Origin of the sequence: Luteibacter sp. (genome assembly GCF_036500425.1) — a bacterium.
In the GTDB taxonomy this organism is placed as follows: domain Bacteria; phylum Pseudomonadota; class Gammaproteobacteria; order Xanthomonadales; family Rhodanobacteraceae; genus Luteibacter.
In genome coordinates, this window is record NZ_DASYCB010000027.1 from 1 (window position 1) to 22,013 (window position 22,013).

Genomic DNA, 22,013 nt, shown 5'->3' on the forward strand with positions numbered 1-22,013 from the left:
AGGTATAATCGCGGCATGAACTATCGCCACGCCTACCACGCCGGCAACTTCGCCGATGTCATGAAGCACATGGTGCTCGTGGCCCTGCTCGATGCCATGAAGCAGAAAAACACCCCCTTCTGCTACATCGAAACCCACGCCGGCAGCGGTCGCTACGACCTGCGCGGCGTCCATGCCCGCAAGACCGGCGAAGCCGACGAAGGCGTCAACCAGCTCAAGGCCGCCAGCGGCCTGCCGCCGATCCTGTGGAAATGGCTCGAAACCGTCCGCGCCTGCAACGAAGGCGACGACATCCGCTATTACCCCGGCTCGCCCTGGTTCGCCGCGCACCTCATGCGCGAGACCGACACCGCCCAGCTTTGCGAGCTGCACACCGAGGAAGCCGGCCACCTGCGCCAGCTCTTCCACCACGACAACCGCATCCACGTACACAACCGCGATGGCTACGAGGCCCTGAATGCCCTCGTCCCGCCGAAGGAAAAGCGCGGCTTCGTCTTGATCGACCCGCCGTTCGAACAGCAGGAAGGCGAGTTCCGCACGATCGAAAAGGCGCTCAAGGCCGCCATGGAAAAGTGGCCCACCGGCATTTTCGCCGTCTGGTACCCGATCAAGGTCCGCAGCCAGGTCCAGCCGTTCCACCGCTGGCTGGCCACCAAGAGCGGCGCCAAGCGCGTGCTGGCTGCCGAGTTCCTCCTGCACAAGGACGACTCCCCGTTGCGCCTCAACGGCACCGGCATGGTCATCGTGAATGCACCGTGGAAGCTCGATGACGCCATTCGCGATGGCCTGAAAATGCTGCCAAAGCTGCTGGGCCAGCCCGGCGAATCCGAATACCGGCTGACCTGGCTGGTCGAGGAAGGCAAGGATCCGGCGCCCCTACACGTCGCGCATCCACCGCGTCCGCTACCAAGACGGTAAAGTCACCGTACACGCCAGGAGTCGACCCATGCGCCCGTCTATCGTCCGTCTCGCCGCCCCTGCCGCCGTACTCGCCCTCGTGCTCGCCGGCTGCGCGCCGGCGCCGATCTACAAGGCCACGCCTAACTCGGTCTCGGTGCCACCCGCCCAGGTAGCCCGCGAGCCGGAACGCTATGCCAGCTCCGACGTGATCTGGGGCGGCCGGATCGTCCAGGTCAAGAACTACACCGACCACAGCGAGATCGAAGTACTCGCCTACCCACTCGATAGCTCGCAGCGACCGAAGGCCGACGACACCGGCAGCGGCCGCTTCATCGCCGCCATGCCCGGTTATGTCGAAAGCCTCGACTTCCCGGCCGGCGGCCTGGTCACCGTGTCCGGCCGGCTGAATGGTACGCGCACCGGCAACGTCGGCCAGGCCAGCTACACCTTCCCGCTGGTCTCGGTGAACCAGTCGCACGTGTGGACCGCCAAGGAGATGCAGGGCGGCCATCCGAACATCAGCTTCGGTGTCGGCGTGGGCGTCATCCGCTAAGATCTTGCGATCTTTCAGGGACAAGGACCCACATGTCGGGCCACGCTGATTCAAAGCGCGCGATCTTCCTCGCACTGGGCGCCAACTTCGCCATTTTCGTCGCCAAGCTGGTGGCCGCTATCTTCACCGGCTCCGGCGCCATGATGGCCGAGGCCGTGCACTCGCTGGCCGATTGCGGCAACCAGGCCCTGCTCCTGCTCGGCATGCGCCAGGCCAAGCGGCCGCCCTCACCCGATTACCCGCTGGGTTGGGGCCGTGCCCTGTACTTCTGGTCGTTCCTGGTCGCCATCCTGCTGTTCAGCGTCGGCGGCATGTTCTCTGTGTACGAAGGCGTGCACAAGCTCACCCACGCCGAGCCACTGAGCTGGCCGTGGCTGGCGGTGGGCGTACTGGTGTTCTCGATCATCACCGAGGGCATTTCCATGCACGGCTGCATGCAGGAAGTGAACAAGGCGCGTGGCGAACAGCCCCTGTGGGAGTGGTTCCGGGAGACCCGCGCCAGCGAGCTGCTGGTGATCTTCGGCGAAGATCTGGCGGCCCTGATCGGCCTGTGCCTGGCCTTGGCCGCCGTCGTGCTTACCATGCTCACGGGCAACCTGCTGTTCGATGCGGTCGGCACCATCTGCATCGGCGTCCTGCTGATCGTGGTGGCCATCGCGGTCGCCCGCGAGGTCAAGGCCCTGCTGATCGGCCAGGGCGTCGAGCCCAAACGCCGTGCCGAGATGGTCGCGTTCCTCGAAGCCCGCCCCGAGATCGAGCAGGTCTACAACCTGCTCACCCTGCAGATGGGCCCCGACGTGATGGTCGCCACCAAAGCGAAGATGGCCCCCGCGCCCACGCCGCGGGCGATGATCGAGGCCATCAATATCGTCGAGGCGGACTTCAAGGCCCGCTTTAAGGATGTGCGCTGGAGTTTCTTTGAGCCGGATTACACGGATTGACCGTGAGGCACCGGCGATCGCGCGCAAGCGCGCTCCTACACCAGACCTGCGCAGATCCTGCAGGAGCGCGCTTGCGCGCGATAAGCCTAACGGAGCCCTGACGCCGGGCCTGTACAATAACCGGCTAGCCAAGCCGAAGATCCCTGCCCAACGATGCCCGTAACGCTCCCGCGCCCGCCCCTCCCCGCCAACGCCAAGACCCGCCGCTACTGGGCCGTGCCGCATGGCTCGGCCTGGGCCCTGGAGGTTGCCGAGGCGGCCCGAACGCACGAGGGCCTGCTCGTGGTCGTGACCCGCGACACGCGCAGCGCGGACAACCTGGAGAGCGAGCTGGGCGTGTTTGCCGGCGAGCTCCCGGTGTTGCACTTCCCCGACTGGGAAACCCTGCCCTACGACGTCTTCAGCCCGCACCCCGAGGTGGTCTCGCAGCGCATCGCCACGCTGTACCGCCTGCCGTCGGTCAAGCGCGGCGTATTGGTCGTGCCGGTAGCAACGCTGATGCAACGGATCGCCCCGCGCACCCATATCACCGGCTCCGGCCTGGTGCTGCGCAAGGGCCAGAAGCTCGACATCAGCGCCGAACAGCGCCGTCTGGAAGCCGCCGGCTACCGCAACGTGCCCCAGGTGGCCGAGCCCGGTGACTTCGCCGTGCGTGGCGCGCTGATCGATATCTACGCCATGGGCGCCAGCGAGCCTTACCGTATCGAGCTGTTTGATGACGAGATCGAATCGATCCGCACCTTCGATACGGAAACCCAGCGCTCGCAGCAGCAGGTCGAAGGCGTGGATCTGCTTCCTGCTCGCGAGTTTCCGGTCACCGATGAAGCGGCGAAGGCCTTTCGCGTCGCGCTGCGCGATCGCTTCCCGATCGACGTCCGCCGTTGCCCGCTCTACCAGGACATGAAGGAAGGCGTGACGCCCGGCGGCATCGAGTATTACCTGCCGTTGTTCTTCCCAAAGACCGAGACACTGTTCGAGTACATCGCCGACAACGCCCTGTTCGTGCTGGGCGAGGGCGTCCTCGAATCCGCTGCCGCGTTCTGGCAGCAAGCGAACGACCGCTATGACCAGCGGGCACACGATATTGAACGCCCCGTGCTGCCGCCGGCCGAGATCTACCTGCCGCCGGACCACCTGCGCGAACAGCTCAACAAGCAGGTGCGCGTCGATGTGGTCGAGAAGGCCCACGAACACGCCGTGGACCTGGGGACGCAGCCCGCGCCGGAACTACCACTCAACCGCAAGGGCGAAGAGCCGGGCACGGCGTTACGCCACTTCCTGGCCCATTACCCCGGCCGTACGCTGATCGCCGCCGATTCGGCCGGCCGCCGCGAGGCGCTGATCGAACAGCTGGCCGGCGCGAGCCTGAAACCCGCGAACATCGACGGCTGGAAGGCCTTCCTTGAATCCGATGAAAAGCTGACGATCACCGTAGCCTCGCTGGAACAGGGTTTTGCCCTGACCAAGCCGGCGCTTACGGTGCTTACCGAGCGCGAACTCTTCGGCGAGCGGGTACGCACTGAACGACGCAAGCGTACTGGCGCCGCGCGCGACCCCGAAAGCATCATCAAGGACCTGACCGAGCTGCAGATCGGCTCGCCGATCGTCCATATCGATCACGGCGTGGGACGCTACCAGGGCTTACTGACCCTGGATGTCGGCGACATGCCAGGCGAGTTCCTCACCATCGAGTACGCCAAGGGCGACAAGCTCTACGTCCCCGTGGCCCAGCTCGGCCTGGTTAGCCGCTACACCGGTACCGCGCCCGAACTGGCCCCCCTGCACTCACTGGGTGGCGATGCGTGGGAACGTGCACGCAAGAAGGCCGCCGAGAAGGTCCGCGACGTCGCCGCCGAGCTGCTGGCGATCTACGCGCAGCGCGAGGCCAAGCAAGGCGAAGCGTTGCCGGTCGACCGGCAGATGCTCGAAGAATTCGCCGCCACCTTCCCGTTCGAAGAAACCCTGGACCAGCAGCGTGCCATCGATGCCGTCATCGTCGACCTGGCCGCGCCGCGCGCTATGGATCGCGTGGTCTGCGGTGATGTAGGTTTCGGTAAGACCGAGGTGGCGTTGCGTGCGGCCTTCGCCGCTGCGACCGCGGGCAAGCAGGTCGCCGTCCTTGTGCCGACCACCCTGCTCGCCCAGCAGCACTATCGTAACTTCGCCGATCGCTTCGCCGACTGGCCGGTGCGCGTGGAGGTGCTTTCCCGCTTCAAATCGAAGAAGGAAGTGGACAACGCGCTGGAGCGTCTGGCCGATGGCCAGGTCGATGTCATGGTCGGCACGCACAAGCTGTTGCAGCCCGATATCCGTTTCAAGAGTCTCGGCCTGGTCATCGTCGATGAGGAACAGCGTTTTGGTGTGCGCCAGAAGGAGCAGCTGAAGAAGCTCCGCGCCGAGGTCGACCTGCTGACGCTGACCGCCACGCCGATCCCGCGAACGCTGAACATGGCCATGAGTGGCTTGCGTGATCTTTCCATCATCGCGACACCGCCGGCGCACCGCACCGCCGTCCGCACGCTGATTTCCACCTGGCAGCCCGCGTTGATCCGTGAGGCTATCCAGCGCGAGCTGGCCCGTGGCGGCCAGGTCTACTTCCTGCACAACGAAGTGGAATCGATCGATCGCATGGCCCGCGAGTTGGGTGAATTGATCCCGGAAGCGCGCATCCGCGTCGCCCACGGCCAGATGCCCGAGCGCGAGCTGGAACAGGTGATGGCGGATTTTCACCGCCAGCGCTTCAACGTGCTGGTCTCCACGACCATCATCGAATCGGGCATCGATATCCCCACGGCCAACACGATTGTCGTCAATCGCGCGGATCGTTTCGGCCTGGCCCAGCTGCACCAGTTACGCGGCCGCGTGGGCCGTTCGCATCATCGCGCTTATGCCTATCTCATCGTGCCGGATCGCAAGGCGATGACGGCGGATGCCGAAAAGCGCCTCGAGGCGCTGGCCTCGCTGGAAGAGCTGGGTGCGGGCTTCACCCTCGCGACGCACGATCTGGAAATCCGCGGCGCCGGCGAGATGCTGGGCGATGAACAGTCGGGCCAGATCCAGGAAATCGGCTTCGGCCTGTACACCGAGTTGCTGGACCGCGCGGTGCGCGCGCTACGCTCGGGCAAAATTCCGGACTTCGACCTCACCTCCGAACACGAGACCGAGGTGGAACTGCACCTGCCCGCACTGATCCCCGACGACTACCTGCCCGATGTGCATACACGCCTGACCCTGTACAAGCGCATCGCAAGCGCTCGCAACGACGAGGGCCTGCGCGAGCTGCAGGTGGAAATGATCGATCGATTCGGCCTGCTGCCGGAGCAGGCCAAGTGCCTGTTCGCCGTGGCCCAGCTCAAGCTGATGGCGACGCCGCTAGGTATCCGCAAGGTCGATTTCGGCCCCAGCGGCGGTCGCATCACCTTCCGCGACAAGCCGGATATCGATCCCGTCGCGCTGATCAGATTGATCCAGCAGCAGCCACGCGTGTTCAAGATGGATGGCCAGGACAAGCTGCGCGTGATCATGGAGCTACCCGGCAGCGCCGAGCGCATCCGCACCGCGCAGGATTTGCTGGTTTCCCTCGGCGCCCGCAGACCCACCTGACCTGATTTGTAGGGTTATCAGGAAACGAGGGGGGTTGAGCGGACGAGGTACTGCACGCTGAAACGCTGATCGGGGTCCATCCAGACCTGCGCCACGGAGAGGCCGGCTTTGTTTGCCATCTGCGCGAAGTCATCGAGCGAATATTTGCAGCTGTATTCCACCTGCATCGCTTCATCCTCGCGGAATGCGTACACATCATGGCCGACGCGGACGTCCTGGCGCTTCGTGCTCACCAGTGTGGTCTCGATGCGTCCCGCCAGGGCGTTATAGCGCGCACGGTGGCGGAAGGCGTCTACATCGAAATCCGTACCGACCTCACGATTCAACCGCACGAGCATATTGAGGGTGAAGTCGCGGGTGACGCCTGCGGCATCGTTGTAGGCGGCTTCAATCTCCGCCGGATCTTTCTTCAAGTCGACACCGACGATGATCCCGCCGCCGTCGCTCATTTCAGTGCGCATCTGGCGCAGGATCCTGATGGCTTCCTTCGATTCGAAGTTGCCGATAGTGGAACCCGGAAAATAGATGACCGTCCGCCGCGGCGACCGCGCGGCGACCGGCAAGCGCAGCGGCTGGGTGAAGTCCGCGCACACCGGCTGCATGGGCACGCTGGGGAATTGCGAGGCGAGCTCGGCGACGCTTTCCATCAATGCGGTACGCGATATCTCGACTGGCACGTACGCAACAGGGGTTTCGAGGTGTTCGAGCAGCATGCGGGTCTTGATGCCACTGCCACTGCCGTATTCGACCAGGCGCACATCCGGGCCTAACGCGTCGGCGATATCGGCCGCGTGATCGCGCATGATCGCGATCTCGGTACGCGTCAGGTAGTACTCAGGTTGTTCGCAGATCGCTTCGAACAGCGCAGAACCGCGTTCGTCGTAGAACAGGCGAGACGGAAGCTTCTTTGGCTTCGCCGCGAGGCCACGACGAACGGTGTGGAGGGTATCTTCGATATCCGGGTGGCGATCATCCAGGCGGATGTCTTTCGGTTGAGCGCTCATCGATCGTTTCCAAGTCGTAGCCCCGAAAACTGCCAACGGGCATGGGGCGGAAAAAAGTTGCGATAGGTCGCACGCACATGGTCAGCAGGTGTCGCGCAGGAACCGCCGCGGAGGATCCACTGCCCATTCATAAACTTTCCGTTGTACTCACCCAGCGCGCCAGCGAGCGGATGGAACCCCGGGTAACTGACATAAGGGCTCATTGTCCATTCCCAACAGTCGCCGTACATTTGCCCGAGTTCCGTTTCGAACGAGGTGGCACGGGGTTGGAACACCCCGTTGTCCTGAAGGTTCCCACGGACTGGCATGCCCGTCGCCATCGTTTCCCATTCCGTCTCGGTCGGCAGCCGCGCGCCGGCCCAGCGGGCAAATGCATCGGCTTCGAAGTAGCTGATGTGGCAGACCGGTGCGTGCGGATCAATCGCATGCCTGCCCTGCAGCGTGAATTCGGTCTCGCAGGCGTCGTCCCAGTACAAAGGGCGCTGCCATTGCTCGGATTGCGCCGTGGCCCAGCCATCGGAGAGCCACAGCGTCGGTGTGCGGTAACCACCATCGTCGATAAAGGCACGGTACTCCGCGTTCGTGACAGGACGATTAGCGAGCGAACCGGCTTGGCGGTACGTGCGGTGGCGAGGACCTTCGTTATCGAAATGGAAACCGTCACCGTGGTAGCCAATTTCCACGATTCCCTCGTCGAAAGGAACGAAGCGCAGCGTCGGCGCGGCCACTGACAGCGCACGCGGCGCGTCGGACGCGTACGCCGGTTCCAGGGGATTCTGCGCGAATGCGTGCTTGATATCGGTGAGCAGCAATTCCTGGTGTTGCTGTTCGTGTTGCACACCGAGTTCCACGAGCGTTGGCAACACTCCGTCGTCGTCGCGCGCAATGCGTTCGGCGATGGCCTCGTCGATGCGGGCGCGATACGCGAGAACGTCATCAAGCGACGGGCGGGTGAGAAGACCGCGTCGCGGGCGCGCATGCATCGGCCCCACGGACTGGTAATAGCTATTGAACAGATACGACCATTCCGGATTCGGTGAGACATACGCCTCATCGCGTCCAAGGATGAACTGCTCGAAGAACCATGTCGTGTGCGCCAGGTGCCACTTGGTTGGGCTGGCGTCGGGCATCGACTGGATCACCGTATCTTCGGGCTGCAAACGCGCCGCGAGTTCAAGCGTGCGGTGGCGGATGCGAAGGAAGCGTTCGGAGAGCGCCACGCCGGAGGCCGTGGAGGGGGCGATGCCGAGCGGGCGAGCGGTCATGCGCGGGGTTCCATGGTCAGCCGACGATCCGTCAGCCATGACGCATGACCATGCCCTAGGAAACGTTCAACCGGTGTGAGTGGTTATGCCTGCGGCCTTAACGGGAGATGGACCAAGCCCCCGCCCCCTCTCGTTTTTGTTTGCGATCCGGCTTAACGTGGTATTCCCAACCAGCGAGGGTTTCGCCATGTCTGCCCGTTACCTGACCGCCGCCTGCCTGCTCCTTGTCTCAGTGGCCGCCAGTGCCGCTGGTGACCCGCCCCAGGACCGCCATGAGCTCCAGTTCAACGATTGCATGCGCACGGACCGGATCAGCAATTACGTCGTCGCCGATGACCGCACCGTGGCCGTCGCCAACGGCCCGAACTTCTTCAAGATCAGCACGGACGTGGCCTGCCCGCGCATGGGGCTTGGCGGCGGTGTTCGCTTCAAGTCGTCACCGGGCAACCAGGCCCTTGGCGCCGGGCGGATCTGCGGTTCCATCAACGAGCAGATCGTCCGCCGGGATGACCCGCCCTGCCAGATCGTGTCGGTGGAACAGATCGACAAAGCCACCTACCAGCAACTGGAAAAGAAGGCGAAGCACAAGAGCTCCGGCCCAGGCAACAGCGGCGCCGCTCACTGAGACGTGTAGGAGCGCGCTTGCGCGCGATGGAGGGCTCGGCGAGTACCCATCGCGCGCAAGCGCGCTCCTACAGGGGGCACAAAAAAAGCCCGGCCATTGGCCGGGCTTTTTTTGGTCAGGCTATGTCGCGATCAATAGCCGTCGTCGCGCACGTAACGGGTGGTCGAATAGCCATCGTCGTACGTGGTCGTGGTGGTGGTGACGCGGCGGGTCACCGGCGCATCCTGGTAGACGACCGTGGCCGGGCGGCTGTAATACGCCGGGCCGTTGTCATAGACGACGGTACGCGGCTGCACGGCGTTGTAAACCAGGGCGCCCACCGTGCCGGCGACAATCGCGCCTGCGATCCAGCGACCGCTGTGGTCGTAGTAGCCACCGTGACGGTAGCCACCACCGTAATAACCACCACCGCGGTAGTAGCCACCACCGTGGTATCCACCGTGGTAACCGCCATGGCCCCAGCCACCCGCGAACGAGGCTGGCGCGAACGCCATGAGGCCTACGGCAGCAAGGGCAACAGCGGACTTAACGAACTTGGCTTTCATGACAGTTACCTCCTCAGGTGAGCGCAGATTCGCGCCCGGCCACTGAATCAAATCTGAAGTTTTCTGCACCCCCCTTTCACGTTTTCCACGGGTTCACGAACGGCCTGCGGAGCAGCCAGCAACCATGGATGTCGTGGCGGCGGGTGAAGTCGAACGGAATGCTCGGCGCGCTCCAGTCTTCAATGGTGAAATGGGGTTCCAGGGCCGCCCTATCAAGCTGGAATCGACGGAAATTGTTTGAGAAAACAATCACGCCTTCCGGCAGCAAGCGCTCCAGGCAGAGCAACAGCAGCTTCACGTGGTCGCGCTGCACGTCGAAGTCGTCGGCCTTCTTCGAGTTGGAGAAGGTCGGCGGATCGACGTAGATCAACCCGTACTGCATGGAGCGCGTCTCGAGGAACTTCAGCGCGTCTTCCTGCACCAGGCGGTGGCGGTTGCCGGTGAATCCGTTCAGGGCCAGGTTTTTCGACGCCCAATCCAGGTACGTGCCGGAGAGGTCGACCGTCGTGGTATCCCGGGCGTCGCCATCGGCCGCATAAACGCTCGCGGTGCCGGTGTAGGCGAACAGGTTGAGGAAATGCTTGCCGGCGGCAAGTTCCCGGATCTTGGCGCGAACCAGCCGGTGATCGAGAAACAGGCCCGTATCGAGGTAATCGGTCGGGTTGATCAGGAACTTCAGCCCGCCCTCGTTGACCTCAACGAACTGGCCCTGTTGGTCGAACTGGCCGTACTTCGAACCGCCCTTCCCGCGTTCACGGGTCTTCACCGCGATATGGTCGCGGGAAATGCCCAGCACCTCGGCAGCTACGCGTACCACCTCACGCAACCGGGTACGCGCCACATCGATGGGGATGTCCTGCGGCGCCTTGTATTCCTGGATGTGCAGCCAGTCTTCATACACGTCGATGGCCGCCGCATATTCGGGCAGATCCTGGTCGTACGCACGCCAGCAGGTGATCCCTTCACGGGTCAGCCGCTTGCGCAGGTGGCGGACGTTCTTCTCCAGCCGGTTCTTCAGCATCTGCGCGCCGTCCGACAACGGCTTAAGCTCGCGAGGCGGGGCATCGCCCTGTGCGCGAAGGCTGAAGGTGAACAACGGGGTTTCCAGCGCGCCGTTGTAGAGGGCGTAGCGCTTGTCCGGCGACAGGCGCATGGCCCGGCCTAATTCCTCATCGCCCGCAAGGACGGCGGCGCGCCAGCCAGGGAACCGCTCCTTCAGCGCCTGACCGAGCTCGCGGTAGAGCTGCGGCAGCTCCGCGCGATCGCCAAGGCGCTCGCCGTAAGGCGGGTTGGTGATCACCAGGCCCGACGGTGTCTCCGGCGGCGGCTCGACATGCACCGCATCGCGGCGATCGAGGTGGATGAAGCCGGCCACGCCCGCGGTCTGGGCGTTGCGCTTGGCGGTCTGGACCATGTTCGCGTCCGAATCGCTGCCGAAGAACGCCGGGCGCAGGTTGCGCATGCCTTCATCGGTGGTGGCCTTCGCCTCCTCCCACAGCTGTTTCCACAGCGAGTAATCGTGCTTCCGCCAGCCCAGGAAACCGAAATATCCGCGGCGCAGGCCGGGCGCGGCGCCCGCAGCCATCAGGGCGCCTTCGATCAGCAGCGTGCCGGAGCCGCACATCGGGTCGACCAGCGCGCCGCCTTCGGCGTAGATACGCGGCCACTGGGCGCGGACGAGCATCGCCGCGGCGAGGTTTTCCTTCAGCGGGGCCTCGCCCTGGCGCTCACGCCAGCCACGGCGGTGCAGCGGCGAACCGGAGAGGTCGATCGACAAGGTGGCGCGGTCGCGGCGCACGCGCACGTTCACCTGCACATCCGGCTCTTCGGTTTCCACATCAGGGCGCGAGCCACTGGCGGTGCGGAACTGGTCGACGATGCCATCCTTGGTCTTCAAGGCGATGAACTGGCTGTGGGTGAGCTTGCTCAGCGCCGTGTTGGCGTCCACGGCCAGGGTGCCGTGCGGGGCGATGTGCTCCGCCCAGTTGATCGATTGCACGCCCTGGTAGAGGTCCTCCGGCGTCGCGGCATCGAACTCGGCCAGCGGCAGGAGCACACGGCTGGCCATGCGCGACCAGAGGCAAGCCCGGTAGGCGGTCTCCATGCCGCCAGTGAAGGACACGCCGGCGAGGGCCTCCTTCACGTCCTCGGCGCCCATGGCGACCAGTTCGTCCTTCAGCAGGTACTCAAGGCCCTTGGGGCACGTCGCGAAAAAGTTCATGCCAGGTGATCCAGGAAGCGGCGGAATTCGGCGTCGATCTCGCCAAGGGTGTCGGAAAGGCGGTGGTCGTCCTGCACCAGCAGCAGGGGCGCGCCCTGGCCGCGGGCGAAGGCGATCGCACCTTCCACCGGGCAGACATCATCGGCGTACCCATGGACGAGGAACGCCGGCACGTCCGCCCTGGCGGCGAAGGCGCGCGGATAGCCCGGGATTTCGGTCGGCAAGGCCAGCAGGAACAGGCCGGCGACCGGGGTATCCAGCGAAGCCAGACCCGAGACAAAGGCGCCCATGCTCGAGCCCACCAGGACCGGCGGTACCGGCGAGGCAGCCATGGCCTCGGCCAGGCGTGCCAGACGCGGATCGATCGAGCCGGCGTGGCCCATGCGGTCGTCCTCCCGGTAATCCGGGCGGTGGGTGGTCCAGCCGAGGGCTTCGGCCGTGGCGGCCAGCGCGCTCACCTTGGTGGCGTCGGGGCCGGAATCGGACCCGTGGGAAAGAATGATGTGGCCGCGCATGGCGGTCTCCGTACGCGGATCGACTGCCTATGTTATCAAAGCGGCATGATCGACATCCTGCACGCCCCCCTGCCTTATGAATCCCGTCTGCCTGAACGGGCCGGCGACACTATCGACCTGGTGGTCATCCACTGCACTGAACTGCCTGACCTGGCCATGGCCCGGGAGTATGGCGAGCGCGTGCTCTATGAAGATCGCGGCACCGGTGCGTCCGGCCACTACTACGTCGACCGCGATGGCTCGATCCTCTGTTACGTCGATCCGCTGCGGGTGGCCAACCACACGCGTGGCTACAACCCCCGTTCCATCGGCATCGAGCTGGTGAACCTGGGCCGCTACCCGGACTGGTTCAACACCGCGAAGCAGGAAATGACCGAGCCGTACCCTGCGGCACAGATCGCGGCGTTGCGCGCGCTGCTGGATGAACTGGTCGCCCGCTTCCCTTCCCTGCGCCACATTGCGGGCCACGAAGATCTGGATACGGCGATGGTTCCCTCCAGCGACGACCCGGAGAACGAAGTGCCGCGCAAGCGCGACCCTGGCCCGCAGTTCCCCTGGGCGCGGGCCTATGATGACGGCCGGCTCGGCCGGCTCAAGGTCTGATTCCCTATAATCGGCCGCTAACGCGCACTGTTCCCAAAGGGATACCCATGCAGGACAACCACGTCGGCGAGCTCGTCGAACTGCTCGAACTCGAGCGCCTCGAAGATAACCTTTTCCGTGGCCAGAGCCGCGATATCGGCACCAAGTTCGTGTTCGGCGGCCAGGTGCTGGGCCAGGCGCTCTCCGCCGCCCAGCGCACGGTGCCGTCGGACCGCGTCGCCCATTCGCTGCATGCCTATTTCCTCCGCGCGGGCGATATCGACGCGCCGATCGTCTACAGCGTGGAGCGCACCCGCGATGGTGGCTCCTTCTCTGCGCGCCGGGTCGTCGCGATCCAGCACGGCCAGCCGATCCTCAATGGCTCCATCTCGTTCCAGGTGCCCGAGGTTGGCTACGACCACCAGATGTCCATGCCCGAGGTGCCCGCGCCTGAGGATGTCGAGCCGATGCCGGCCATGTCGGCCGAACAACTCGCACGCCTGCCAGAAAAGACCCAGCGCTGGCTCGGCAAGGATGGCCCGTTCGAATTCCGCCATGTTTGGCCGCGCGATGAACTGCGCCCGGCCAAGCGCCCGCCCTACCAGCACATCTGGTTTCGCCTGACCGCGCCGATCGCCGATACGCTTTCGCTGCACCAGGCGTTGCTCGCCTACGCGTCGGATTTCCACCTGATCGGCACGGCCACGCTGCCGCACGGTATCTCCTACCTCACCCGCAATATGCAGATGGCCAGCCTGGACCACGCCTTGTGGTTCCACCGCGAGTTCCGCATCGATGACTGGCTTCTCTACTCATTCGATAGCCCGACTTCGCAGGGCGGCCGCGGCCTGGCCCGCGGCATGATCTACACGCGCGATGGCAAGCTCATCGCGAGCACCGCGCAGGAAGGCCTCATCCGCGTCCGCCCCGACTGAGCGCATGAACATCGAGCTACGGCACCTGCGTTACTTCATCGCCGTGGCCGACGAGCTGCATTTCAGCCGCGCCGCCGAGCGGCTGGGAATTTCCCAGCCGCCTTTGAGCCAGCAGATTCGCGATCTCGAGGCGCAGCTGGGCGTGCGTTTGCTTCGGCGGACTAACCGGCGTGTTGAGTTAACGGACGCTGGGCGCGTTTACCTGGATGCTTCTCGCGACATCATCCGACGTGTGGACGACGCCGGCGACCTCGCCCGGCGCGCCGAGCGCGGCGAGATCGGCGAGTTGCATGTCGGCTTCACCCAGAGCACACCGTTGATCGCGCGTTTCCCACGTGCCGTGCGGGCGTTCCGTGAGGTTTATCCCGCCGTGCGGCTGGTGTTGAAGGAATACAACTCACTGCAGCAAATCGAGCGATTGTTGGACGGCACGCAGCAGGTGGGTTTGATTCGCGGCACTGAGCTGCCGCCACCGCTGATAGCACGAAAGCTGGTCGATGATCCGTTGGTCGCCGTGTTGCGCGCGGATCACCCGCTGGCAAAAGGCCGCCGCCCTCGCGTACTTGTCGAACAGCTTGCGGACGAGCCCTTCGTCGTCTTCAGCCGCAACGCCGGCACGGGTGTCGCCGCGCAAGTCCAGACGATGTGCCGCAACGCAGGCTTTGCACCACGCATTGCCCAGGAAGCCGGCGAATCCGCCACCATGGTAGGCCTCGTCGCCGCCGGGCTCGGCGTCGCCGTTCTTCCCGAATCGATGCGCTTGCTCCATGTCGAAGGTGTTGCGTACGTACCCATCGATTCACCCGATGCGGCAAGTGCACTCCATCTCGTCCACCGCCGGACCGACACCTCGCCGCTCGTAAAAACCTTCATGCAGCTGATGCTCAAAGCCTGACCCGCCCCTTGTAGGAGCGCGCTTGCGCGCGACGGGATTGCGGCGAGCACCCATCGCGCGCAAGCGCGCTCCTACAGGTTAGGCGCTGTTTTTAGGCCGCGCAGTTTTAGGGAGATGGCGAGGCCTGCTGCGACGAGCACGGCCACGTAGATCGCCACACCTGCCCAGCCAGCATGCACCCAGGCTACGCCGCCAAGCGAGCCGGCGATGCTTGAGCCCATGTAGTACGAGAACAGGTACATCGACGAGGCGTGTGCCTTGGCGCTTTTTGCGCGCATGCCTACCCAGCCGCTGGCGATGGAATGACCACCGAAGAAGCCGAAGGTGATGAGTGCGATGCCGATGACGATGGCCCAGAGTGAACTGCTCGACGTAAGCGCCACACCTGCCAGCATCATCACGAAGGTGGTCCACATCACCTTACCGCGACCTAGCTTGCTGGCCAACGAACCCATCCAGGCTGAGGCGCCCACGCCGATCAGGTACACCATGAAGATGGCGCCCACGTGCGATTGCGATAGCGAAAACGGCGGTGCGAGCAGCCTGTACGACACGTAGTTGTAGATGGTGACGAAGGCGCCCATGAGCAGGAACCCTTCGGCGAATAGCCATGGCAGGCCCTTGTCCTTGAGCAGCTCGCCGAATGTTGCGAGCAATGCACGCGGACGTGCGCGGCGCTTTTCGAAATGCACGGATGGCGGCAGACCTTTCGCCACAAGGAAGGCCGCAAGAAGACCCAACGCACCGATGACACCGACCGCGACGCGCCACGACGCGTGATCCGCCGTGAAGCCGGAGATAAGGCGGCCACTCATGCCACCGATCGCATTGCCGCCGATATACAGGCCCATTGCGAAGCCGAGCGATTCACCGTGGACCTCCTCGCTTAGGTACGTCATCGCCACGGCAGGCAGGCCAGCCAGCGTGACGCCGAGCAACGCGCGAGCCGCAAGCAACAACGCCCAGCTCGGGGAAACCGCCGTGAGCAATACGAGGATCGACGACGAAAGCAGGGACACCAGCATGATCGGCTTGCGGCCGAACGCATCCGAGATGGCGCCCGCGAACAGCATGCCGATAGCCATCACGGCCGTCGTCAGAGACAACGACAAGGAGCTGGTCGCCGCATCTACGCCGAACTCATGCGAGAACGCGGGCATCAACGGCTGCACGCAGTACAGCAGGCCGAAGGTCGCGAAACCCGACGAGAACAGCGCGAGATTGGTACGCCGGAACGCAGGCGTGCCATGGCGAATACGCCGATCAACCACCGCCGGCGCAGCGGGCGACGAGCCGTCCACGAGGGACCTCCAGGGAATGAGCCAATGCGCTTAGGCTAAACCCTGAATTGAGTCGAATCGATACCGCAAAACCTCAGGTTCGATAGGCTAAACGACTTAATGTAGGAGAGCGCTTGCGCGCGACAGGGCGTGCCGCGAGCACCCATCGCGCGCAAGAGCGCTCCTACAGGGGGTGTTAGCGCAGGGATGTTCCTGCTATCTGGCCGTCCCACTGCACTGCCTGAGCCAGCTCTTCGTCTGTCAGGGCCAGGTCGCCGGAGTCGGTCGCCGTGTGTACCGCGACGACATGCCCGTCGTGTCGCGACAGCTCTCGATTACCGGCATCCATGACCGCCTTGGCCCGCTCGTCATCCGATGAGAGCAGGACCAGCAAGGTTTTCGTTCCCGCCACAAACTTCACCCCACTCGTCGCCCCGGACTTGGCCAGCTCAGCAGAAGCCAACGGCACAGCCTTCACCTTCCCCGCCCAGCGCGGCGGCGCGACGAAGGTGTAACCGGCCGCCTCGTCGCGCCACTGAAAGCGCTTCATCGGTTCAGCGGCAGGCGCCTTTTGCCCGTGGGTGCCGGGCGGCGGCTCAGCATGGCCGGCAAGGGGCAACGCGAGGAGAAGCAGGACGGCGGCGGTTTTCATGGCAGTAGCTCCTTTGAACGACGCCAGCCTACGCGGACCGCCTGTTGGCGTAGCGTCAAGCACCCCGGTCGCCCGGTTCTTCCGGATGCCCTTCCCGCCCGCTGATCCAGGCGAACAGGACGATGCCGACCACGATGGCCACGGCACCCAGGCCGGAGACAGCCCCGGGGAGTGCTTCACGCAGGAAGATCACCCCGATCATCGTGGCGAACAGCAATTCGGCTGCCTGCATCGCTTCCACCGCCGCCAACGCCGTTGGCTGGCGCCCCACCAGCTCGGTGGCGTGGAAAAACAGCACGGTGGCGATCACGCCGGACGACAACGCCACACCGCCCGCCAACAGCGCCTCATGCGACGTGGGCGGGCCGATCGTGGCCCAGGTGACGCCAGCAAACACCAGCCACAGCGGCCAGCTCGCCAGCGTCATGCCGAACACACGTTGCACCGGGCCCAGCTTCGTCCCGGTCCGTTCGAGATGCAGGAGGATCTTCCGGTTGCCCAGCGGATAAGCGAACGCTGCGAGCACCACGGCACCCACCGCCAGCCATGCTGACAGATCCAGCGAGCCGTGCGCATTCCCGAACTGAAGCAACATGACGCCGGCCACGATCAAGGCGCCGATCGCCAGCGCCCCGACGTGCCAGCGGGCCCGCTCATCGCGATAGATAAACGGAGCCATCAACGGCCCAGCCAGCACGGTCATCTGGAAGCTGCCGGCGATCAGCCACGAGGGGCCACTGGAGGCCGCCCACGTCAGCGGCACACCGAACAGCACGAAGCCGACGGAACTCCAGCCGAGCCAGGCCCGCGGGTGTGAGCGCAATTCGGAAGGAAGGTTGCCCAACCCGCCCTGGAACGGCAGCACGATCGCCAGCAGCGGCAGCGTGAACAGGTAGCGCAGGATCACCGCCCACTGCCAATGGCCACCACTGCTGACGACGGCACGGTTGAGCACATAGGTGAACGTGAAGAACAGCGCCGACAGCAGCGCGATCGCCACGGCCTTCAGGACAGTGGAACGCATGGAGAGCCTTGCGGGGGTGGAACGACCCCGACTATGCCAGCCGGCGCACGCCTTCGTCAGCCGCTTCGTTGAGCTCGTTGAGCTCCAGGAACAGCTCCTGCAGGTCACCGCCGATGGAGCGGCCATCGACCACGAGCCCCACCGAACCCTTCACGCCCGCCACCGGGCAGCAGCCATCCGCGATGCCAAGCAGGTTGGCGGTGGTCTCGACCATGACCTGGCAGACGATGTCCATGAGGGTCGCCTTGCCGTTCTCGTCCAGGGCCTGGAACAGCGAGAGCGCCCGGACCCAGTGCGGGTCGACCGCCTGGTCGGGGTTCATCCTGAACAGGTCCGCGTAGACCGCGAGGTTGTCGCGAACCACGGCATCCTGCAGGGCCTGAACGAAGCGTTCGGCGTTCATGGGGGTGTTACCGGTGAATGGGGGATGCGCCTTAGATGGTGGCTGGTGGGCGGGAGTCAATTGCTTTCGGGGTGGCGTTCAGGATCGCGCTTCGTCGGGGATCGCGCGCAAGCGCGCTCCTACGCCGCCTCGTTGTGTTCCGCCCAGCGCATGATCATCTGTGGACGGGCTGCGCGCGCTTTCTCAGGTATCCGAGGCAAGCTTTTGATTAACGTGACGGACGGCCCGTACCGAGGTAGTACGCGTTTGCGGCGCCGGGTGTCTTCTTCACATCCGCGGAGCGATCAAAGCATACGCGCCCTTCGGCATGCCGACGGAACGGTAGTTCGGCCGCAGCCCCCTCCTCGCCAGCCATGGCGAAGACCGCGCAAAGCCGGTAGTCGGTACCCTTGTGCGTATAGCCAAAGGGTGTCTTCGTCACCGGATCCAGGCGTTCCGACTCGACGGCGATCTCCGCAAGGTTCTCAGGCAATGTTCCGTAGAGTGACACTTGAGCCTCGAGGCGCGTGGCAAGCCCCGTAAGCAGGCTCGCGCGGCGCTCATCCTGTGCACGCAGGCGCTGGTGGTTCGGCGTTCCATTGATCCATAACCCGGCGGCAACGGCAGCCAGCATGACGACGGAGACGGCGATGGCCAGTACGCCACGGCCGCTCACGCATCCACCTCGTCACGGCGCAGGTCGCGCAGGTAGTACGTGAAAACGACCACGGCGATGATCGCGGCCACGATCACTTTCAGCATGAAACGCATCGTTAGTTCGCCGCCAAGGAAATGGTCGACAAGCGTGGTCAGGTCACAGATGAGTGCCACTGCCGCGACGAACAGCGTGAGATACGTCAGCCAGCGACGCACGGCAGACTGCCGCTTTGCCGGGTGCCGCTCCAGCGTTCGCTCATTGCGCCAGGACAGAAAAAGGAAGACCGGGAACGCGATGATCACCGACGCGAGCGACCAGCGAAGATCAGGACCCAGGCTGAAGTACTCGACCCGTTGCGTCGCATCGGGAAAGGCCCGGTTGATCAGGTTGAAAAGCAGCGCCCCCAGATGAAACGCGCTCAGGTACAACGTCGTGAAGATCACGAGGTAGATGAAAGCCTCGCGCGGGGAGAGATAGGGGCGCGGCCGCGGCACGGGAATAGGAAAATCACTCTCCGCATAGGCGGCAAGAGCAGGCCTTACCTGCTCGGGCGCCCAGCCTGCGTTGACCAGCGCCTGCTCGATCGCTTGCCGGGATTGCCCCCGGTCCAGCGCGGCGTGGACGAAACGTTCCAGTTCCTGCGTGCTGCCTGCCATGCACCCTCTCCTGAGTCCGTGTGGAGCGGATCATAGCCATGTTCGAGAGGCATTGCCGAGGACGGTCTGTAGGAGCGCGCTTGCGCGCGATGGACCTTCCCGCGAGCCCCCATCGCGCGCAAGCGCGCTCCTACATGGGTTCGAGGTGGGTGATGAGCAGGCGCACGCTTTCCCTCCCCTGCCAGTCATTGACCGTGAGCTCGTAGGCAGCACGGAAGCGCTGGGGCGGCGGGGTGCCGTCGTAGCAACTGAACATCACGGCATCGAGCGGGGCGCCGCCCTGTTCGTGGCGGAGCTGGAAGCGAAGGTGCTTCGTGCCCATGGGTTTCCATGAGGCGCATTCGAAGACGTTTTCGAACAGCGGCGCGGGGAACGCCTGGCCCCACGGCCCGGCGAAACGGAGCTGTCGCGCAAGGTCAAGTGTGTGATCGCGGTAGTCGAGTTCGCCATCGGTGTGCACGACCGCCTGCAGGCGTTCTTCATCGAGATGTGCGCGTGCGGTGGCGTCAAAGATCGCGGCGAAGCGCGCGAACTCCGAGGCCTGCATGCTCAGGCCGGCGGCCATCGCGTGGCCGCCGAAACGCAGGATCAGGCCGGGGTGTTTCGCGTCGATTTCGGCGAGCGCGTCGCGGATGTGGAAGCCGGGGATGGAACGCGCGGATCCGCGCAGCTCGTCGGTGTCGTTGCCCGCGGGCGCAAACGCCATCACGGGGCGATGCAGCTTCTCCTTCAGCTTCGAGGCGACGAGGCCAACAATGCCTGCGTGCCAACCGGGATCGAACAACGCGACACCCACGGCATCGTTATGCAACGCGCGCGCGACCATCGCCTCGGCCTCTTCCACCATACCCGCCTGCATGTCGCGGCGTTCCTGGTTGATGGCGCTGAGCTGCTCGGCGTAACGGCGGGCAATGCCGGTGTCGTCGGTGAGCAGGCAAGCGACGCCGAGCGACATGTCTTCCAGGCGACCCGCTGCGTTCAAACGAGGACCGATGGCGAAAGCAAGATCGGTAGCGGTGACCGTGTTTACCGAGCGATTCGACGCCTCGATCAATGCCGTGATGCCTGCGCACGCTTTGCCCGCACGCATGCGCTTCAAACCCGCTTCGACAAACACACGGTTGTTGAAGTCGAGCGGCACAAGGTCGGCGACGGTGCCGAGCGCGACAAGATCAAGCAACACGCTCAGGTCAGGTTCGGTGCCCTCAGGGAAACGCCCTGCGTCGCGCATCGCCGCGCGCACGGCCAGCAGCAGGTAGAACATGACGCCGACGCCGGCGAGCGCCTTGCTCGGGAACGCGTCACCATCGAGATTCGGGTTCACCATCGCATCCGCCTCGGGCAAGGTATCGCCCGGAAGATGGTGGTCGGTGATGAGCACGCGGATACCGCGCGCTTGCGCCGCGGCGACGCCCGCCACGCTGGCCACACCGTTATCCACGGTGACGATCAGGTCGGGCGAAGGTTCGAGCGACGCGACCAGCGCTTCACTCAAACCGTAGCCGTGAACGAAACGATTTGGCACCACGTGTGCCACATGCTTCGCGCCGAGCAGGCGCATACCGCGCTCGGCGACTGCGGCGCCGGTGGCGCCATCGCAGTCGTAGTCACCGGCAATGACGATGCGCTGGTCGTTGTCGATCGCGTCGATCAGCAGCGCCACCGCGCGGTCCATGCCGCCCAACAGCGTGGGCGAATGCAGGCGTGCAAGGCGGTGTTCGGCGCCATCCGGCGTACAGACGCCACGGGCGGCGTAAACGCGCTGGATCACTGGGTGGATGTGTGCGGGCCAGCCGCTGGGGGCGGTCTCGGCGGTGCGTTGACGCCAGGTTTTCACTTGGCGGCCTTGCGCCAGAAGCGTAGGCGGTGGGTTTTGTGTAAGACGGTGCGACGGCCGTCGGCGAACGACAGGCGGAGTTCGGTGCCGGCGTTGAGGCAGGCTTCGAGGAAGGGCCACCAGCTGCGGTCGAACTCTGAAGGTTGTACATCCTGCAGGTCGAGGAGTTCGGCGTGGCTGGGCCCGCCTGCGGCGGGGGTCGCGCGCGAGCGCGCTCCTACAAGGGCTTCGCGTGGCAAGACCTCTACGCCGGCCTTGTGGCCCAGTGCCCAGACGAGGAGATCGTCACTGTAGATACGGGATTGGCCGCATTCGACCCAGGCAGGGAGCGTGCCGGCGCCCCAGAGCCAGACGCTGTTGACCGGTGGCAGGCCGTCGGCCTGGCGGGCGGTATTGGCGCGGTGGTTATGCAGCACGACCTGGGCTTCGTTGAGCAGGGCGCGCCAGCGGCGGCCGTCCTCGCCCCTGGGAAGTTGTTCGAAGAGATCGGCGCCCAGGGCTTCTTCGGGCTCGGCGAAGGTGGGCACCTGCACGTAGTTCGGTACTTTGAGCTGCCAATGCTGGGGATCGCCCACCATCAGCGCCATGCCCTCTTCCGCGAAGGTATCTTGCAGTGCGCCGACCATGCTGGCCGCGTCAAGGCTGCTCACGGCGAGGTTGCCGCAAGCAAGCAGGCGCGCGCCGCTGAGTTCGGGCTGCACCCAGGCGGGGTCTGCACAAACCCACAGCGCATCGCCTGCATCACCGGCCACGCTCTGGCGGATCAGCGCGGCAGCGGGCAACGGGCCGTCCGGCCAGCGGAAGCATTCCGACAAGGCCTGCATGTAACCCGGTGTCGCCGCAGGCAGCGGCGTGCCACGCGCCAGCCACGCGTTGAACGCCGCCACGAAGCTGAGCTTGTCGCGGCCAGGTAGCAGCACATTCAACACGGTCGCCATGC

21 protein-coding genes are annotated in these 22,013 nt (G+C 64.8%); 8 read left to right on the forward strand and 13 right to left on the reverse strand.

Annotation, left to right across the window (positions count from 1 at the left end; genetic code table 11):
* Positions 1–15 precede the first annotated feature (15 nt).
* The 4 genes from VGN46_RS06665 to mfd all read left to right on the forward strand — a co-directional run bounded on the left by VGN46_RS06665 (position 16) and on the right by mfd (position 5,997).
* Positions 16–918 (forward strand): 23S rRNA (adenine(2030)-N(6))-methyltransferase RlmJ, encoded by a 903-nt coding sequence (locus VGN46_RS06665; protein WP_331642021.1) that lies wholly within the window; start codon positions 16–18, stop codon positions 916–918.
* A gap of 28 nt (positions 919–946) precedes the next feature.
* Complete coding sequence (locus VGN46_RS06670; RefSeq protein WP_331641968.1) at positions 947–1,453, forward strand: Slp family lipoprotein; 507 nt, start codon at positions 947–949, stop codon at positions 1,451–1,453.
* 32 nt (positions 1,454–1,485) lie between these two features.
* Complete coding sequence (locus VGN46_RS06675; protein ID WP_331641970.1) at positions 1,486–2,394, forward strand: cation diffusion facilitator family transporter; 909 nt, start codon at positions 1,486–1,488, stop codon at positions 2,392–2,394.
* A 153-nt stretch (positions 2,395–2,547) separates the two neighbouring features.
* The gene (mfd, locus tag VGN46_RS06680) at positions 2,548–5,997 is read left to right on the forward strand and encodes a transcription-repair coupling factor (RefSeq protein WP_331641972.1); all 3,450 of its coding nucleotides are present in this window, start codon (positions 2,548–2,550) and stop codon (positions 5,995–5,997) included.
* Between the two features lie 17 nt (positions 5,998–6,014).
* Here the strand turns inward: mfd and egtD are convergent, their stop codons facing one another.
* Together egtD and egtB are read right to left on the reverse strand one after the other, a co-directional pair.
* Complete coding sequence (egtD, locus tag VGN46_RS06685; RefSeq protein WP_331641974.1) at positions 6,015–7,001, reverse strand: L-histidine N(alpha)-methyltransferase; 987 nt, start codon at positions 6,999–7,001, stop codon at positions 6,015–6,017.
* Positions 6,998–8,266, reverse strand: coding sequence for an ergothioneine biosynthesis protein EgtB (gene egtB, locus VGN46_RS06690; protein ID WP_331641976.1), 1,269 nt, complete (start codon positions 8,264–8,266; stop codon positions 6,998–7,000). Before egtB ends, egtD begins: the two co-directional genes overlap by 4 nt.
* 187 nt (positions 8,267–8,453) lie before the next feature.
* Between egtB and VGN46_RS06695 the strand changes: the two genes are divergently transcribed.
* On the forward strand, positions 8,454–8,891 hold the full coding sequence (locus VGN46_RS06695) for a DUF6491 family protein (RefSeq protein WP_331641978.1): 438 nt from the start codon (positions 8,454–8,456) through the stop codon (positions 8,889–8,891).
* 131 nt (positions 8,892–9,022) lie between these two features.
* Here the strand turns inward: VGN46_RS06695 and VGN46_RS06700 are convergent, their stop codons facing one another.
* The 3 genes from VGN46_RS06700 to VGN46_RS06710 form a co-directional block, all read right to left on the reverse strand.
* The gene (locus VGN46_RS06700) at positions 9,023–9,436 is read right to left on the reverse strand and encodes a hypothetical protein (RefSeq protein WP_331641980.1); all 414 of its coding nucleotides are present in this window, start codon (positions 9,434–9,436) and stop codon (positions 9,023–9,025) included.
* Positions 9,437–9,512: 76 nt separating this feature from the next.
* Complete coding sequence (gene rlmKL, locus VGN46_RS06705) at positions 9,513–11,657, reverse strand: bifunctional 23S rRNA (guanine(2069)-N(7))-methyltransferase RlmK/23S rRNA (guanine(2445)-N(2))-methyltransferase RlmL (RefSeq protein ID WP_331641982.1); 2,145 nt, start codon at positions 11,655–11,657, stop codon at positions 9,513–9,515.
* On the reverse strand, positions 11,654–12,172 hold the full coding sequence (locus tag VGN46_RS06710) for an alpha/beta hydrolase (protein ID WP_331641984.1): 519 nt from the start codon (positions 12,170–12,172) through the stop codon (positions 11,654–11,656). The genes rlmKL and VGN46_RS06710 overlap by 4 nt, the downstream gene beginning before the upstream one ends.
* Positions 12,173–12,217: 45 nt before the next feature.
* On the opposite strand from VGN46_RS06710, the gene VGN46_RS06715 reads away from it, so the two are divergent.
* From VGN46_RS06715 to VGN46_RS06725, 3 genes are read left to right on the forward strand one after another with little or no spacing between them, the layout of a single operon-like run.
* The gene (locus tag VGN46_RS06715) at positions 12,218–12,775 is read left to right on the forward strand and encodes an N-acetylmuramoyl-L-alanine amidase (protein ID WP_331641986.1); all 558 of its coding nucleotides are present in this window, start codon (positions 12,218–12,220) and stop codon (positions 12,773–12,775) included.
* Positions 12,776–12,822: 47 nt separating this feature from the next.
* Entirely contained in the window at positions 12,823–13,689 is an 867-nt protein-coding gene (gene tesB, locus VGN46_RS06720) for an acyl-CoA thioesterase II (protein ID WP_331641988.1), read from the forward strand.
* Between the two features lie 4 nt (positions 13,690–13,693).
* Positions 13,694–14,584 carry a LysR family transcriptional regulator gene (locus VGN46_RS06725; protein ID WP_331641990.1) on the forward strand — a complete coding sequence of 297 codons (891 nt, stop codon included), beginning with the start codon at positions 13,694–13,696 and terminating at the stop codon, positions 14,582–14,584.
* Between the two features lie 71 nt (positions 14,585–14,655).
* On the opposite strand, the gene VGN46_RS06730 is transcribed toward VGN46_RS06725, so the two are convergent.
* From VGN46_RS06730 to VGN46_RS06765, 8 genes are all read right to left on the reverse strand, one after another.
* On the reverse strand, positions 14,656–15,885 hold the full coding sequence (locus VGN46_RS06730; RefSeq protein WP_331641992.1) for an MFS transporter: 1,230 nt from the start codon (positions 15,883–15,885) through the stop codon (positions 14,656–14,658).
* Positions 15,886–16,060: 175 nt separating this feature from the next.
* Positions 16,061–16,516, reverse strand: coding sequence for a hypothetical protein (locus VGN46_RS06735; RefSeq protein ID WP_331641994.1), 456 nt, complete (start codon positions 16,514–16,516; stop codon positions 16,061–16,063).
* Between the two features lie 55 nt (positions 16,517–16,571).
* Entirely contained in the window at positions 16,572–17,540 is a 969-nt protein-coding gene (locus VGN46_RS06740) for a multidrug resistance efflux transporter family protein (RefSeq protein WP_331641996.1), read from the reverse strand.
* A gap of 31 nt (positions 17,541–17,571) precedes the next feature.
* The gene (locus tag VGN46_RS06745) at positions 17,572–17,943 is read right to left on the reverse strand and encodes a hypothetical protein (RefSeq protein WP_331641998.1); all 372 of its coding nucleotides are present in this window, start codon (positions 17,941–17,943) and stop codon (positions 17,572–17,574) included.
* Between the two features lie 208 nt (positions 17,944–18,151).
* Positions 18,152–18,598, reverse strand: coding sequence for a hypothetical protein (locus VGN46_RS06750; protein WP_331642000.1), 447 nt, complete (start codon positions 18,596–18,598; stop codon positions 18,152–18,154).
* The gene (locus VGN46_RS06755; RefSeq protein WP_331642002.1) at positions 18,595–19,236 is read right to left on the reverse strand and encodes a DUF5671 domain-containing protein; all 642 of its coding nucleotides are present in this window, start codon (positions 19,234–19,236) and stop codon (positions 18,595–18,597) included. Before VGN46_RS06755 ends, VGN46_RS06750 begins: the two co-directional genes overlap by 4 nt.
* A 130-nt stretch (positions 19,237–19,366) precedes the next feature.
* Complete coding sequence (gene recJ, locus VGN46_RS06760; protein WP_331642004.1) at positions 19,367–21,073, reverse strand: single-stranded-DNA-specific exonuclease RecJ; 1,707 nt, start codon at positions 21,071–21,073, stop codon at positions 19,367–19,369.
* Positions 21,070–22,011: a phosphoglycerate mutase gene (locus VGN46_RS06765; RefSeq protein ID WP_331642006.1), complete on the reverse strand. Its 942-nt coding sequence runs from the start codon at positions 22,009–22,011 to the stop codon at positions 21,070–21,072. The genes recJ and VGN46_RS06765 overlap by 4 nt, the downstream gene beginning before the upstream one ends.
* Positions 22,012–22,013 lie beyond the last annotated feature (2 nt).

Excerpts from the sequence above, each read along its gene's own strand:
- tesB (WP_331641988.1), top strand. The coding sequence starts at position 12,823 with ATGCAGGACAACCACGTCGGCGAGCTCGTCGAACTGCTCGAACTCGAG.
- VGN46_RS06725 (WP_331641990.1), top strand. The coding sequence starts at position 13,694 with ATGAACATCGAGCTACGGCACCTGCGTTACTTCATCGCCGTGGCCGAC.
- VGN46_RS06710 (WP_331641984.1), bottom strand. The coding sequence starts at position 12,172 with ATGCGCGGCCACATCATTCTTTCCCACGGGTCCGATTCCGGCCCCGAC.
- egtB (WP_331641976.1), bottom strand. The coding sequence starts at position 8,266 with ATGACCGCTCGCCCGCTCGGCATCGCCCCCTCCACGGCCTCCGGCGTG.
- egtD (WP_331641974.1), bottom strand. The coding sequence starts at position 7,001 with ATGAGCGCTCAACCGAAAGACATCCGCCTGGATGATCGCCACCCGGAT.
- VGN46_RS06715 (WP_331641986.1), top strand. The coding sequence starts at position 12,218 with ATGATCGACATCCTGCACGCCCCCCTGCCTTATGAATCCCGTCTGCCT.
- VGN46_RS06665 (WP_331642021.1), top strand. The coding sequence starts at position 16 with ATGAACTATCGCCACGCCTACCACGCCGGCAACTTCGCCGATGTCATG.
- VGN46_RS06695 (WP_331641978.1), top strand. The coding sequence starts at position 8,454 with ATGTCTGCCCGTTACCTGACCGCCGCCTGCCTGCTCCTTGTCTCAGTG.
- VGN46_RS06735 (WP_331641994.1), bottom strand. The coding sequence starts at position 16,516 with ATGAAAACCGCCGCCGTCCTGCTTCTCCTCGCGTTGCCCCTTGCCGGC.
- VGN46_RS06755 (WP_331642002.1), bottom strand. The coding sequence starts at position 19,236 with ATGGCAGGCAGCACGCAGGAACTGGAACGTTTCGTCCACGCCGCGCTG.
- VGN46_RS06675 (WP_331641970.1), top strand. The coding sequence starts at position 1,486 with ATGTCGGGCCACGCTGATTCAAAGCGCGCGATCTTCCTCGCACTGGGC.
- mfd (WP_331641972.1), top strand. The coding sequence starts at position 2,548 with ATGCCCGTAACGCTCCCGCGCCCGCCCCTCCCCGCCAACGCCAAGACC.
- VGN46_RS06700 (WP_331641980.1), bottom strand. The coding sequence starts at position 9,436 with ATGAAAGCCAAGTTCGTTAAGTCCGCTGTTGCCCTTGCTGCCGTAGGC.
- VGN46_RS06740 (WP_331641996.1), bottom strand. The coding sequence starts at position 17,540 with ATGCGTTCCACTGTCCTGAAGGCCGTGGCGATCGCGCTGCTGTCGGCG.
- VGN46_RS06745 (WP_331641998.1), bottom strand. The coding sequence starts at position 17,943 with ATGAACGCCGAACGCTTCGTTCAGGCCCTGCAGGATGCCGTGGTTCGC.
- VGN46_RS06670 (WP_331641968.1), top strand. The coding sequence starts at position 947 with ATGCGCCCGTCTATCGTCCGTCTCGCCGCCCCTGCCGCCGTACTCGCC.
- rlmKL (WP_331641982.1), bottom strand. The coding sequence starts at position 11,657 with ATGAACTTTTTCGCGACGTGCCCCAAGGGCCTTGAGTACCTGCTGAAG.
- VGN46_RS06765 (WP_331642006.1), bottom strand. The coding sequence starts at position 22,011 with ATGGCGACCGTGTTGAATGTGCTGCTACCTGGCCGCGACAAGCTCAGC.